Below are 14,263 nucleotides of genomic sequence, written 5' to 3'. Positions count from 1 at the left end.
GACATAATTTCTGGACGCAAACTAAAGTTTTGATAGGGGTAGTTTATAGGTTTTGTTACCGACTATAAGCTATAGTATAGGAAGCTGATAATTTAATAGTATACTGTGCTACCAAGTTTGTAACAGCTATACGAACATCAATTGTGCCACTATATGGTGCTATTAATTTTACCGCTCTTACTTTTACTACTTTTAAATTAGATGTATTAGAGGATATAACAATGACAACGAATGAAGAAGACAACACCCCCCGAATCTTGATTGTTGAAGATGATGAGCGTCTGGCCATGTTGACTCAAGATTACTTGGTCAAAAATGGTTTAGAAGTGGCAATTGAAACTGATGGTAATCGTGCTATTCGCCGTATCGTCAATGAGCAACCAGATATGGTTGTACTTGATGTCATGCTACCTGGTAGTGATGGTCTGACTGTCTGCCGTGAAGTGCGCCCGCATTATCAAAATCCGATTTTGATGTTGACTGCACGTACTGAAGACATGGATCAGGTATTGGGTCTTGAGATGGGTGCTGACGATTATGTTGCCAAGCCTGCTCAACCACGTGTATTGCTTGCTCGTATTCGTGCGCTATTACGCCGCTCAGAAAATGCACCATCAGAAGATGTGCCACAACGTCTAGAGTTTGGCGAGTTAGTAATTGATAATGGTGGTCGTTCAGTTAACCTAGGTGATGAGTTGGTTGATTTCACTAGTGCTGAATATGATCTACTATGGTTACTTGCTTCTAATGCAGGTCGCATCTTGTCACGTGAAGATATCTTTGAGCGTCTACGCGGTATTGAGTATGATGGTCAAGATCGTTCAATTGATGTACGTATCTCACGTATTCGTCCAAAAATCGGTGATGATCCAGAAAATCCAAAGCGTATTAAGACCGTACGTAGTAAAGGCTATCTATTCGTAAAAGAAGGCAACTAATATTGTTGCTTCTATAGGTTGATTAATTATTAATCGCTATTTGAAAAAACCAGCAACGATGCTGGTTTTTTTGTGGCTAAATTTTAATTTTTAAACTTAAATGTAGTGTTATGTGGTTTAATTAACCCATTATTATATACGCTGACTAAATATATGTCATACATATAAGTCTTTGGATGATTGCTGCATATGGATTAAAATGCGGTAGTTAAAAGTCAAAGTTAAAGTCTATCCCTATTCGATCATGTTCGATATTATCAATCACATAGTACTGCCTATATGTTTGATGATATTGGCAATCTCTATTTATTAAGTTGGTCACGGCACGTATGTCATTAGTCTCTTCTTTAAAACACAGTATTTTTGTTCGTATCTATGCTGGGCTACTTATAGTCTGCTTGTGTGTGGCACTGTTTGCGCAGTTATTGATGGATACCATTAATAAGGAGCGTGTGCAGTCCTATCGTGAAAATATGGCAATGGGGGCGTTCCATTTGGTGAGTGAAGGAATTGCTCACCAAAATAGCGAAGAAGAGCGTGAATATTGGTTATCAGATGCGAGTAGTTTGTTTGGTACTACTTTTAAAGTCTTGCCTATTGACGAAGTAGATTTTAGCGCCAGTGAGCTACGCCGTTTTAAAAATGATAATACCGTTGTACGTTATTTCAACCAGCCTGTATATGCAGATGTTTATTATCGTTTGCCGGATAACAAGAGTGTGTTAACAGCAAGAATCTCTCAAGTCACCGAACAGCAAGTACGGGCAATCGCGGTCTTTTTATTAGATGACTTGTCTTATCACATGACATTATCGGACAAGCGTGCACGTTTGGCTGAATTGGAGAAAAAGTTTTCTTTTCCTTTAGCGTTCAAAGCAGTCAATACACTTGAGTTAGATTCAGATCAGATGTCTCGTCTGCGTCGTGACGAAGTCGTCATATCACTGCAAGATACTAATAGTAGTACAAGTAACTCGGCGATTAGAGTAGTGGTACCCTCTGAAATCAATGATATGGCAATTTTGATTGGGCCTATACCGTTATTTAATTGGTTTCCGCTTAACTTAATTATTAGTATGATTCTTATCAGCATGTTCCTAATTAGCTTAGGTGTATATGCGCTCATCTTCCCGCTTGAACGTAAGCTACAATTGATTCAGGTAGGTGTAAATGAGGTCAGTCAAGGTAACCTTGATATTCAAGTACAGGTTATTGGTCAAGATGAAATAGCGCGTTTGTCAGCGACTTTTAACGCCATGACCTCGCATATTAAGCGTTTGATTGAATCACAGCGAGAGCTTACCCGAGCGGTCTCACATGAGCTGCGTACGCCAGTGGCTCGTATTCGATTTGCGGTAGATATGCTTGCTGATACGGATGACGAAGACTCACGTTTTATGCAGCGTGACTATATTGATGAAGATATTGAATCGCTTAATGGTTTGATTGATGAGATTTTGACTTATGCTAAGCTTGAGGAAGGGTCACCAAAGTTAGATTTAGAACCAGTAAACTTAAGAGAGCTGTTAGAGCAGATCGAGCGCGAAACCAATGCGCTAGGCAAACCTATCAAAATAGTAACCAGTTTGCCAAATGCAAAAGTAACGGCAGTTGCAGATAGACGTTACTTACACCGTGTGATTCAGAACCTTGCAGGTAATGCGTTACGCTATGCAGAAACAACCATTATCATTAGTGCAGGTGTCAAAAAAGGCAATGCCTTCGTTAGTGTCGAAGATGATGGACATGGTATTCCTGAAGCGGATCGTGAAAAAGTATTCATTCCATTCTCACGCTTAGATGACAGCCGTACACGCGCGTCAGGTGGCTATGGGTTAGGGTTATCTATTGTATCGCGTATCGCCTTTTGGTTTAATGGTAGTATGAAAGTAGATGAGAGTCGTGAGTTAGGCGGTGCAAGGTTTGTGATGACGTGGCCCATTAAACCATTGACGCAAATTCTTGCTGCTGATGAATTGACGCAAGAGAAAAGCGAGCGCGACTTCGATACTAAGTTGTCAGATTAGGTCAAGTTATAGGGCTAATCTACAAGAGCAAGCTATCAGGCTAAATCATCAGGCTAGGGCATAATTATTAGTCATGATACTAAAGACAATTAGCGCCATTTTAATGGTATAACACGATAGTGCTTTATAGCTAGGTGACGCACTTGTCGCTATTTTTAAGACAGTTGGACAATGTCATAGGAGAGCATAGGATGCCATATTTATTTGGTGGCTTGGTAGTGTTGAATGCGATTACGCTAGGCTATTATTTATTTTTAAAACAGCCGTCAACGACCCAAACACTACAAACAGCTCAGGCTGAAATTACCCAACCATTAGCTTTCACTAACAGTGCTGAGTATATTCCGCCGGCTATTGGTAGCAAAGACTAGCGTTTACCTCTTTGCTTATTCAGATTAAAGTCTCATCGCTATTTTGAATTTGGCACCGTACTGTCTACCTCAGATACCTCTTCTACTTCAGCCGCTAATGTCGTATCTCCAGCGACTTTGGAGAGTAGGGGAATACGTACACATACTTGTAACCCACCTTCAGGGTGGTTGATGGCTTCGACGGTACCGTGATGTAATCGTGCAATACGATCAACAATCGCAAGACCTAGTCCGCTACCTTGAGTAGTACGCGCCGTCTCTCCACGTTCAAACGGTTGCATAATACGCTCTAATTGATCGTCAGCGACACCATCACCGCAATCTCGTACACAAATCACTAGTTGTTCTTGAGCTTCTTTGTTCACCACATTTTCGCTGACCACATCCGTATCTTCGTCTTCGACAGTTTCTATAAATGTCGGTACAACCGTTGCCGATAAATAAATAGGTGGCTTTCCATAACGATTGGCATTATTGACCAAGTTGATAATCAGACGCTTGATGGATAATGGACGTACGGGAACGACCTTGTTGCATTCTGACTCATATACAAACTTCATTGGCGCAAACTGCACCATAATTTCACTAAATATAGTGTCTAGGTTGGTCAAGCTGACTGGCTCATCAGAACCGTCTTTCATAAATGAGATGAACTGCTCCAAAATAGCATCCATATCCTCAATATCGTAGATTAGCCCTTCACGAAAGAAGTCATCTGGTAGCATTTCTGCGGTCAAGCGCATACGTGTCAACGGCGTCCGCAGATCGTGTGAGATACCGGCAAGCATAATTGTTCGCTCTTTCTGCGCTTGATTCAATGTCGTAAACAGTCGGTTAAACGCCATATTAACCTGACGTATTTCTGTGGGGCCTTTCTGAGTGGGCAGTGTGGTTGCATGACCAAGACGAATATAGTTAGTAGCTGCTCGCTGTAGGTAGCGTAGCGGACGATTTAACTGACGCGCTAATAGAATAATCGTGAGTAACGATAGGATAGGCAGTCCAATCAAAAACAGTACCAATAATGTCGGGCTATATTGTGAATAGTAGACGACAGGCTCACGCACCCAAAAACTGTCATCACGGCTATCTTGTACCCATAGCTGCGGCGTTGGCTTAAATTTAAAATAAACCTCTACAGGACGACCAAGCTGTGCACCGATTTCACGTTGTAGTACGTCCGTAAAAAAGCTCACGAACGGCTTGTCAGCGACTTCTGGAAAGTCGCTAGGGTTGTTTACCACGACGACATGAGAGTGCTGGTAAATCCATTGGCGTACTTCGGGACGACCTTGCCAGTCTTTATTAACACTATTGATCAGCTGCAATTCACTCGTCAAATAACGCGCATGGTTTTTTAGCTCTGGCAGATATAGACTGCGCCAAAAGAACAAAATTGATAAGCTCACACTGATAAGCACGATAAAGGCAACCATCAAGGTCGTTAGCCAAGTGTTGGAATAAGAGCGTGGCAGCCAACCTTTACGACGCGGCTTTGGGTTTGGGGAAATCATATGTGTCCAACAGAGTAAAAGAAAAGTTATTGTGATATAGCGTGTAGTTCTCTAAATATGATTGTCTTAAAGCTAGTCTGTGCATCAATCTATAGCGATATATCATAGAATAGCATAATCAATAAATAGTACTGATACAGTATGCAATCGACGAGCGAGCCAGATAGTTATTGAAATAGGTATAAAGTTAAGCTTAAGGATAAATGTATTTAGCAATTGTCTATTTTTCAGAAAGAGCGATAGTAATTTATAGAATCTAAAGAAAAACTTTAAAAATAAGCCATTATCATCAGTTATATTTTACTTAGGTCGACATTTAAGCTATTGTTAATAAATAATTAAATATGCACAGTTTATGTTTTCAACAAATAAAGACTGTGATATAATTATGCCCTTTTTGGTATACCTGCGAAAGAGAGAATTCACATGGTTGTTATTCGTTTAGCACGGGGCGGTGCCAAGAAACGCCCATTTTATCAAGTAGTTGTTGCTGATCAACGCCGCGCGCGTGACGGTCGCTATATTGAAAACATCGGCTTTTTTAACCCACTCGCTAAAGAGTCTGAAGAAGCAGTACGCCTAAACATGGAAGCGTACAATGCGTGGATCGCAAAAGGTGCACAACCTTCAGATCGCGTTGCTTCATTAGCAAAAGCTTACAACAAGTCTGCAGCTCAAACTGAAGCAACTGCTTAAGTTTTGGTTGTTACTGAGACGTTCGTAGCAAAACTATGACATGACTCAGTAGACTTTAGAATACATAGCGTAACTGGTCTGACCAGGGTGCGCCATTAACTGTTTATCGCTTTTGACGCAATTGTTTTTGCAATTGCTGTTTTAATCATTGTTAGGTTAGCTGCTATGTCATCTGTTCCAAACGCTAGTGCCCTTATGAAAATTGGTCAGCTTAAGAAGCCTTACGGCATTAAAGGCTGGCTTTGGGTATTCAGTGATACGGATGACCGTACAGCGATATTCGACATGAAGCCGTGGTGGATGAAAACTGCCACTGGCATGAAACCTTTAACTGTGAAGGCTTGGCGTGAGCAAGGAACAGGAATTGTGGCTCAATTTGAGCAGATTCCTGATCGTAATGTTGCTGAGACTATGAACGGTGTTACCGTTTGGGTCGAACAAAACGTCCTACCTGAAACAGCTGAAGACGAATATTATTGGTCGGATTTGGTCAGTCTGCGCGTGATGAACGAGCAGGATGAGTATCTAGGTAATATCACTGAAATGTTTGAAACCGGTGCCCATGACATCATGCGCGTAACGGCAAATTCAGACAGTTTGGACAATGAAGAACGCCTGATTCCATGGCATAAGCAAACTGTGATAGAAGTCAATATGACTGAAAAAACAGTGCTTGTGGCATGGCCGAGTGATTACTGATAGCGTTTCTGGCTTTTTAGTCAGACGTTGTTATTACTTACACCGATTGTTTTAGCCTTAACGCAAGTAGACATCAGATGTATTTTGCCGTAATTAGTATTTTTCCTGAGATGTTTGCCACGATTCGTGAATTTGGAATCACGGGCCGAGCAGTGACTCAAGAGCAAGTTACGATTGAATGCATTAATCCACGTGATTATACCACCGATAACTATCGCCGTATTGATGAGCGCCCTTATGGGGGTGGTCCTGGAATGGTGATGATGGCTGAGCCATTATCGAAAGCCATTGAGGATGCACGATTGCGTGCCAGTCAACATGGTTGCCGTGTCGATAGTGAGCACTGTCCGGTGATTTATATGTCGCCGCAAGGACAGACGCTTAGTGAGAGTAGCGTAGTCAATATGACTGATTACGATGGCATGATTTTATTATGCGGTCGTTATGAAGGTATTGACGAGCGTTTACTATCACAATATGTCGATATGGAAGTATCGCTAGGTGATTACGTGTTGACTGGTGGCGAGTTGCCAGCAATGGTGCTGATGGATAGTGTGATACGTCGTCTGCCCGATATCATGGGTGATGACAAGTCAGCGGAGCAAGACTCTTTTGTCGATGGCTTGCTTGACTGTCCACACTATACTAAGCCGCATGAGTTTGCGGGTATGGCAGTTCCTGAGGTATTACTTTCAGGTCACCATGCCAATATCGCTAAGTGGCGTTTTAGTCAGCAAGTCAGTCGTACGCAAACGCGTCGTCCAGACTTATGGCAAGCGTTTACCCCAACGGTAGAGCAAGCAAAGTGGTTGAAAGCATTGGCCAAAGCAGATAAAAAGTAGATTTTTAGAATCTGATTTTATCGTTAGTAAGTTTGATAAACAGTTAAGAAACAGAATTTTGAGCAATAATAAAACGAGTCATAGCATAGTGGCCGTTGGTTATAACCCATTTACGTTGTGTCTCACTATAAAGAGATGCGATTAATTATTACAAACAGGTGATATGCGTCAAGCCTCTATTATCTAATGTGAGGAGATAACTCTCATGAGCAACAAGCATCCATTGGTTCAGGTCATCGAAAACGCTCAATTGCTTGAGCGCCCAAGCTTTGCACCCGGCGATACCGTTGTGGTACAAGTAAAAGTACGTGAAGGTGAGCGTGAGCGTTTACAGGCTTTTGAAGGCGTTGTAATTGCTAAGCGTAACCGCGGTTTAAACTCAGCGTTTACCGTACGTAAAATCTCAAGCGGCGTTGGCGTTGAGCGTGCATTCCAATTGCATTCACCAATCATCGAGAGCATCGAAGTGAAACGTCGCGGTGCTGTTCGCCGTGCGAAACTATACTACTTACGTGAGCGCTCTGGTAAATCAGCACGTATCCGCGAAAAACTTGGTGCTCGTCCAGTTGCTAAGAAAAAAACTGACGCTGGCGTACCTGATGCAGTTGATACTGCACCTGGTATCTAAGCACAAGTTTGCCGTTTTGAGTTAATCCTATAATGTTAGGATTGGCTCAAGACAAGGTAATAGTAGATACAAGCCCTTATTCATAGGTTTATTTATAAATAAGCGGGCCATACCAAAAAAGACGAAACCCCAATCTATGCGAAAGCTAGATTGGGGTTTTTGTATGTATAGCATTAATAATTTGAGTTTTATCAGCTCCGATATTATCAGCTCTAATAGTGCCAGTTATAAGCTAAAGCTTATTGAGCATCAAATGTATCGATGCGATTTACTTGCTCTTTGGACTTACTGTATTTGCGCAGTCTAATGTATAACGTCTTGGTAACGGTCGCAATGAGCTTTTGCTGCTCATCAACGATATCGACTTTGTATTCACGGAATACTGCTTCGCCTTCTTTTGCCAACTCTTGAATAGTAATGATTTCAGAGCTAGGTATTTTCATGCGTGCAGTGACTTTGCTACTGCCAGGCGCAACAAAATCAATGTGCGAGCTTTTGTCCCATACCACGTAATTGCTACCCAGTTGATGCATCAGCATAAGCATATAAAAAGGGTCGACCATTGAATACAAGCTACCACCGAACTGAGTACCGACGATGTTTTTGTTTAGGGTATTTAGCCCCATGCTTACCACGCACAAACCCTGATCAAGACTGATATGATCGATTTTGATACCTGCGCCAATATATGGTGCATAAGTATTAAGCCGCAGCTTTAATAAATGCGGTGTCAGCAGTGGCATGATGCTTTGCTTGGCCCGTCGTTTCAAAGTCTCAAGGTTGGTAGGTAATACGCTCATAAACTTGTCCTGTTGCCTTTTCTCAATTTTTTGATTGTATCAATAATGCGATTTTAAACAGTATCACTGAGAAATAAATCGATAAAAAGTATTTATCATAATTAAAAAGTACTCAGCCCGCTAGCTCTAAAGCGTAACCAAAATGACATATTTATGCCCACTTATAAGTAACGATCGTTATTTATTATAACTATCTTTGCTATTCATCTATGTGATAAAAATCTACCTAGATGTAAACCATTATCAATAAAACGGTCGTTTATTCTAATTCAACATCTATAACAGAGAGATTTTTTCCTCATGGTTTTCTATTAAGGTCAATTTTGTCTCAAATAGAAACTTTAGTTTATATATTATAATGAGATACATAGTATCTTTAAATGGTTTTAGGTTCGCATTTCATCAAATCTTGGCATACAATAGTTCGCAGTTTGTAATAGGCGCTTTGGTCTATGACATTAGAGCAGAGCGTGTGTAGTCAATCAAAGACGTAATCGACACAAGGAAATGTGATGAGTAACCCTCAGACCCCCTCTTCAGGGTCTAATACGCCGACCTCGAACGTAAACCACGACAGTCAAGCACAAGGCAGTTATGTAGATTTACATAAACCCAGTTCTAGTTTTGACAGTCGTGATGCTTATTTAAACCATGAATTACAAATCATGCAGCCGAAACGCTGGCGTCCTAATTTACCATTCCGTGATTACCGTTTTGAATACGAAGATACTATTCCAGCAATGGCCGCGACCATCGGTAAAGTTGTTATGGTGGGCGCCATTGCAGCAACCTTTGCAGGTCCACTCGGCTTAGGTGATGCGTTTGTCTTAGAAAACGTGCGCTATGAGCTATTGATCGTCTCTTTCTTTATTATCTTATTTTCGGGCTTTCTACTGCCGACAGCCAACCTCGCAGGTACTCACGGTCCACTTATTCCTCTGATTCCTATTGTGGTAGCAGCTGGTGGACACCCGATGGCTTTTGGTTTGCTTATCGGTGCTTTTGGTCTGCTCCTCGCAATTAGTAAAGGGGGGAGTCTGCTTGCTAACTTAACCAGTAAAGGTGTGTGCGGTGGCCTCTTGATTTACTTGGGCTTTATTGGAACCACATCACAGGTCAAAAACCTTTTCGCTTGGGCCGAAGGGATTGGCATGTCGCATATCGCTTTCTTTATTATTCTGGCGACTATCCTGCTGTATGCATTGCTTGAGCATTGGCAAAAACGCTGGCTCGCGGTTCCGCTAAGCTGTGTGTTGGGTGGTGGTCTTGCCTTCGCATTGGGCGCACCTTTTGAGTTCAAAACAGCACCAGGTCTACCAAACATGAATCCAATGTATTGGTGGGGCGAAAACACAGGTTGGATGTTAGGTCTGCCGACGATTGAAAGCTTCATTGTAGTATTGCCATTTGCTATTTTGGCCGTGGCGATGTGGTCGCCAGATTTCTTGGGCCATCAAGTATTCCAAAAAATCAGCTATCCTAAGCGTACTGAAAAAGTGCTTATGGATATCGATGACACCATGACTAGCGCTTCATTTCGTCAGGTAGTCGGCTCTGTATTGGGCGGTGCTAACTTTGCGTCATCGTGGGGAACGTATATTGTTCCTGCAGCGATTGCTAAACGTCCGATTCCTGCCGGCGCTTTATTGACGGCTCTATTCTGTATTATCGCAGGAGTTTGGGGCTATCCGATGGATTTGGCCATTTGGCAGCCAGTGATGTGTGTGGCCTTGATCGTTGGGGTGTTTATTCCATTACTAGAAGCTGGTATGGAGATGACGCGTGAAGGTAAAACCACGCAATCTGCTGCTATCGTGGTATTTGCGTCGGCATTGGTTAACCCAGCCTTTGGTTGGTCGCTCACGTTATTGCTTGATAACTTGGGCTTGATTGGCTCTAAAGAACGTAGTGCCAATTTGACTAAGATGAGCCGCTGGATCATACCAGGTATTATGTTTGTGGTATTGACAGGTGTTATGGCTATCGTTGGTATGCTGCCGGGTATCCCAGCATTGATGGCAAACTTTCGTCATTAATAGTATGTGATTGGATAAACGATAATAGAACAAACTAAGCCGGCGAAAGCTGGCTTTTTTATGGGTAGCGCTGCGATAATAATTGGCTTGTAAAACAATGACTCCCGCCCCATAACTAGCAGTATTACTAAGATTTTTAAGAGCAATAAATTCTATGGTTAATGTCTCAGAATCGAGTCCTGTCGATGATAAAAAAGCCCGTCTTAAGCATCTGATTAAACGCCTGCCTAACTTGCCAGGGGTATATAAGATGCTGGGTAAGAACGGCGATATATTATACGTTGGTAAAGCTAAGTCGCTAAAGAGTCGAGTAAATAGCTATTTTGCCAAGACGATTGACCATCCAAAGACACAGGCGCTAGTGGCGCGGATTCATAATATTGAGACTATTATTACGCGTAGTGAGACCGAAGCGCTGTTGCTTGAACAGAATCTAATCAAAGAGCATCGTCCGCCCTATAACGTGCTGCTGCGTGATGATAAATCCTATCTTTATGTGTTTATCTCAGCCGATAAACCTTATCCACGTTTGGCTTACGGTCGCGGCAAGGGCAATCACCAAAAGGGTCGATTCTTTGGCCCGTTTCCCTCTGCACATGCGGCAAAAGAAACGTTGGTCTTGATGCAAAAGATGTTTCAAATGCGTCAATGTACCAATACCTTTTTTAAGCAGCGTCAGCGTCCTTGCCTTGAGTATCAGATCAAACGTTGCCGTGCGCCTTGTGTCGGTTTGGTGTCGCCAGAAGAGTACGCAGAAGACGTGAATAATACCATTCGTTTTTTAAAGGGAGATTCTAGCGATATCCATAGTACGCTGATTGAAAAGATGGAAGCGTCAGCTGAAGCGTTAGATTTTGAGAAAGCAGTATTTTATCGCGATCAGCTGTCCATGTTACGTGAAGTACAAGCAAGGCAAGCGGTCTATACCGTACAAGGTGAGGCAGATGTGATTGCCATTGCCAGTCAGGCTGGCATGACCTGTGTGAACGTGCTGACGGTACGTGGGGGCCGTGTATTGGGCGGAAAAAACTATTTCCCAGATGTGGATAGTAGTGAGTCGTTAGCAGATAACTTATCGGCCTTCATTACGTCATTTTATTTCCAAGTGACCGATGATCTGCCAGCTGAAATCATATTGAGCCATCAGATACCAGATCAGGTGGCAGTGAGTGAAGCATTGGCAACACACTTTGGTAATAAAGTAGTCATCAAGACCAATGTGCGTGAGCACCGTTCAGAGTGGCTAGACTTAGCCACACTGAATACCAGTAATGCATTAAAAACCAAACTTGGCGATTATTTGGAGCTGCATGCACGATTTGGCGCACTAAAAGACGTACTGGCGACTGTCACTGATCGGACGATTGATCGCATTGAGTGTTTTGATATTTCACATACGATGGGTGAGGCGACCATTGGTAGCTGCGTGGTATTTGATCAAGGTGGCTCGCGCCGTCGCGATTACCGTCAGTATGCTATCCATGATATCCAAGGTGGCGATGATTATGCGGCGATGAAACAAGTACTGACTCGACGTTATAAGAAGCAGCCGTTACCGGATTTGCTATTGGTTGATGGTGGTAAAGGTCAGCTTGGTATTGCCAAAGAAGTATTAACTGAGTTGGGTATTCTTGGTGACACCTTGCTCATCAGTGTGGCAAAAGGGGAAGGGCGCAAGGCTGGGCTTGAGGTATTGCACTTTATCGATCATGAGCCGTTAGATCTACCGATGGATAGCAAAGCACTGCACTTGCTGATGCATATTCGTGATGAGGCGCATCGTTTTGCAATTACCGCTCACCGTAAAAAACGCGATAAGCGTCGCTCGTCATCAGTGCTAGAGGTAATACCGGGACTGGGTGAGAAACGTCGTCGTGATTTGCTCAATCACTTTGGTGGTATGCAGCAGCTATTAGGCGCTTCGCAGCAGGAGTTGGCAGGCGTACAAGGCATCGGACCAGTACTCGCAAAAACGGTTTATAAAGTATTGCACGAGTAACGGATTAGATGTTATCAAGCAGCAGTTTTTATTGATTGTCTATAAATAAGACTGTGTGAAGATTAAACAAAAAGAGGGGCAGTCTTGGATAAGTAAAATTATCCAAGACTGCCCCTCTTTTAATAGGCTTTTACTACTTATCAGTTTCTACTTCATAAGTCGTAAACTTAAAGCTTAAATCGCTTTTTTCATCGTGCATTTGCTCAGATTCGTCTGCTACTTTAAAGCGTTCTGGCAACTCAGGGTAAAATGCATCGCCGTCTGCAATATCAGTATTTACATGAGTCAGCTCAATACGGTCGGTGTACATCAGAGCATCACTAAATACTCGCTCGCCGCCAATCACCCAAATCGTATCGAGATGCGCGCCATGTGCAAGGCTCGCTGCTTGTGTCAGAGCATCGTCTAAGTTGTGTACCACATAAGCATTGCTGCTATCTGCTAGACCTTTTGTCTCAGCATAATCCATCTGTGTCGTGACAATGAAGCTCACACGCTTTGGTAATGGTTTGCTACCCATTGACTCAAATGTTTTGCGACCCATGATCACGATACCTTGAATCTTACTATCGTTTTCTTTGGTCGTCATGCTTTTGAAATGTTGCAAATCTGCTGAGATATGCCACGGCAGCTCATTGTTTTTGCCGATACAGCGATTGCTACTAATAGCAGCGATTTGGGCAACTTCGGTATGGGCATAGCTCATAATATATCCTTTTTATTATATTCTTAAATTTTGCTCTTATTTGGCGTAGTTAACCAGACTAACTTTATACGGCAACTTTGGCTTTGATAGCAGGGTGCGACTCATAGTCATTGACACTAATGTCTTCGTACTCAAACGCAAATATGTCTTTCACTTTAGGGTTCAAAGACAATGTCGGCAATTTATATAGCGAGCGAATTAACTGTAGCTCAGCCTGCTCACGGTGGTTTTGATAGATGTGACAATCACCACCTGTCCAAACAAATTCTCCAACTTCTAGACCACACACCTGCGCGATCATATGAGTCAATAGCGCATAGCTCGCAATGTTGAAAGGCACGCCTAGGAATAAGTCAGCCGAACGTTGATATAGCTGGCACGACAGCTTATTGTCTGCGACAAAGAACTGAAATAACGTATGACATGGTGGTAGGGCCACTTGCTCTGCTTCACCCGGATTCCAGCCAGAAACAATCAAACGACGGGAATTTGGATTGGTCTTTATCTGTTCAACGACTTGTGCGATTTGATCTACACCATCAGCGTTATAACTGGCATCTTCATTTTTGGTCGCGCCATAGTTACGCCATTGATGACCATAAATAGGGCCCAAATCACCAGCAGGTCTGTTAAAGCGCGCGGTCTGTTCAGCTGTCGCCCACTCATTCCAGATACGAACGTTATTCTGTTGTAGATAATCGACATGAGTGCTGCCACTTAAAAACCACAATAGCTCATAAGCGATAGATTTAAAGTGAACCTTTTTGGTCGTTAGCAGTGGAAAGCCTTCTGCTAAGTCAAAGCGTAGCTGTGCGCCGAAATGGCTAAGCGTACCAGTACCAGTACGATCGCCTTTTTCAGTGCCATTGTCGAGAACGTGGCGTAATAAATCTAAATAGCCTTGCTCATTATTACTTTGGGTGCCATTGATCATAAAATGCTCTTTAGTTACTGCTGACAGCGCATACAGGCTAGATGGGTAGTCGATATATACACTGTCATTATTG

At 42.6% G+C, this 14,263-nt stretch carries 13 protein-coding genes; 9 read left to right on the top strand and 4 right to left on the bottom strand.

The window, feature by feature from the left end; all coding sequences use genetic code 11:
* Positions 1–221 precede the first annotated feature (221 nt).
* The 3 genes from ACI2IW_RS10795 (at position 222) to ACI2IW_RS10785 (ending at position 3,336) form a co-directional block, all read left to right on the top strand.
* A complete protein-coding gene (locus ACI2IW_RS10795) occupies positions 222–938 on the top strand; it encodes a response regulator (RefSeq protein ID WP_057761994.1) in 717 nt (238 codons plus the stop codon).
* Between the two features lie 329 nt (positions 939–1,267).
* Entirely contained in the window at positions 1,268–2,965 is a 1,698-nt protein-coding gene (locus tag ACI2IW_RS10790) for an ATP-binding protein (RefSeq protein WP_290178526.1), read from the top strand.
* 191 nt (positions 2,966–3,156) lie between these two features.
* Positions 3,157–3,336 carry a hypothetical protein gene (locus ACI2IW_RS10785; RefSeq protein WP_057761990.1) on the top strand — a complete coding sequence of 60 codons (180 nt, stop codon included), beginning with the start codon at positions 3,157–3,159 and terminating at the stop codon, positions 3,334–3,336.
* A 38-nt stretch (positions 3,337–3,374) separates the two neighbouring features.
* Here the strand turns inward: ACI2IW_RS10785 and ACI2IW_RS10780 are convergent, their stop codons facing one another.
* The gene (locus ACI2IW_RS10780) at positions 3,375–4,850 is read right to left on the bottom strand and encodes an ATP-binding protein (RefSeq protein ID WP_404693637.1); all 1,476 of its coding nucleotides are present in this window, start codon (positions 4,848–4,850) and stop codon (positions 3,375–3,377) included.
* A 426-nt stretch (positions 4,851–5,276) separates the two neighbouring features.
* On the opposite strand from ACI2IW_RS10780, the gene rpsP reads away from it, so the two are divergent.
* The 4 genes from rpsP to rplS all read left to right on the top strand — a co-directional run bounded on the left by rpsP (position 5,277) and on the right by rplS (position 7,715).
* A complete protein-coding gene (gene rpsP / locus ACI2IW_RS10775; protein WP_021812802.1) occupies positions 5,277–5,546 on the top strand; it encodes a 30S ribosomal protein S16 in 270 nt (89 codons plus the stop codon).
* 165 nt (positions 5,547–5,711) lie between these two features.
* A complete protein-coding gene (gene rimM / locus ACI2IW_RS10770; protein WP_101205950.1) occupies positions 5,712–6,245 on the top strand; it encodes a ribosome maturation factor RimM in 534 nt (177 codons plus the stop codon).
* A gap of 77 nt (positions 6,246–6,322) precedes the next feature.
* Positions 6,323–7,087 (top strand): tRNA (guanosine(37)-N1)-methyltransferase TrmD, encoded by a 765-nt coding sequence (trmD, locus tag ACI2IW_RS10765; RefSeq protein WP_102092093.1) that lies wholly within the window; start codon positions 6,323–6,325, stop codon positions 7,085–7,087.
* A gap of 205 nt (positions 7,088–7,292) precedes the next feature.
* Positions 7,293–7,715 carry a 50S ribosomal protein L19 gene (gene rplS, locus ACI2IW_RS10760; RefSeq protein ID WP_057761981.1) on the top strand — a complete coding sequence of 141 codons (423 nt, stop codon included), beginning with the start codon at positions 7,293–7,295 and terminating at the stop codon, positions 7,713–7,715.
* Between the two features lie 239 nt (positions 7,716–7,954).
* Here rplS and ACI2IW_RS10755 read toward each other — a convergent pair whose 3' ends face one another.
* Positions 7,955–8,515, bottom strand: a complete 561-nt coding sequence (locus tag ACI2IW_RS10755; protein ID WP_102093128.1) for a DUF4442 domain-containing protein — start codon at positions 8,513–8,515, stop codon at positions 7,955–7,957.
* Between the two features lie 512 nt (positions 8,516–9,027).
* Between ACI2IW_RS10755 and ACI2IW_RS10750 the strand changes: the two genes are divergently transcribed.
* Together ACI2IW_RS10750 and uvrC are read left to right on the top strand one after the other, a co-directional pair.
* Positions 9,028–10,551, top strand: coding sequence for a DUF3360 family protein (locus tag ACI2IW_RS10750; RefSeq protein ID WP_404693636.1), 1,524 nt, complete (start codon positions 9,028–9,030; stop codon positions 10,549–10,551).
* Between the two features lie 154 nt (positions 10,552–10,705).
* Positions 10,706–12,550 carry an excinuclease ABC subunit UvrC gene (gene uvrC, locus ACI2IW_RS10745; RefSeq protein WP_404693635.1) on the top strand — a complete coding sequence of 615 codons (1,845 nt, stop codon included), beginning with the start codon at positions 10,706–10,708 and terminating at the stop codon, positions 12,548–12,550.
* A gap of 133 nt (positions 12,551–12,683) precedes the next feature.
* Here the strand turns inward: uvrC and ACI2IW_RS10740 are convergent, their stop codons facing one another.
* Together ACI2IW_RS10740 and ACI2IW_RS10735 are read right to left on the bottom strand one after the other, a co-directional pair.
* Positions 12,684–13,256 (bottom strand): dihydrofolate reductase, encoded by a 573-nt coding sequence (locus ACI2IW_RS10740; RefSeq protein WP_404693634.1) that lies wholly within the window; start codon positions 13,254–13,256, stop codon positions 12,684–12,686.
* 64 nt (positions 13,257–13,320) lie between these two features.
* Positions 13,321–14,190 carry a thymidylate synthase gene (locus tag ACI2IW_RS10735; protein ID WP_404693633.1) on the bottom strand — a complete coding sequence of 290 codons (870 nt, stop codon included), beginning with the start codon at positions 14,188–14,190 and terminating at the stop codon, positions 13,321–13,323.
* Positions 14,191–14,263 lie beyond the last annotated feature (73 nt).

The sequence above is a fragment of the Psychrobacter sp. NPDC078501 genome (assembly GCF_044900935.1).
Classification (GTDB): domain Bacteria; phylum Pseudomonadota; class Gammaproteobacteria; order Pseudomonadales; family Moraxellaceae; genus Psychrobacter.
This window is presented reverse-complemented; position numbering and strand designations above follow the sequence as displayed.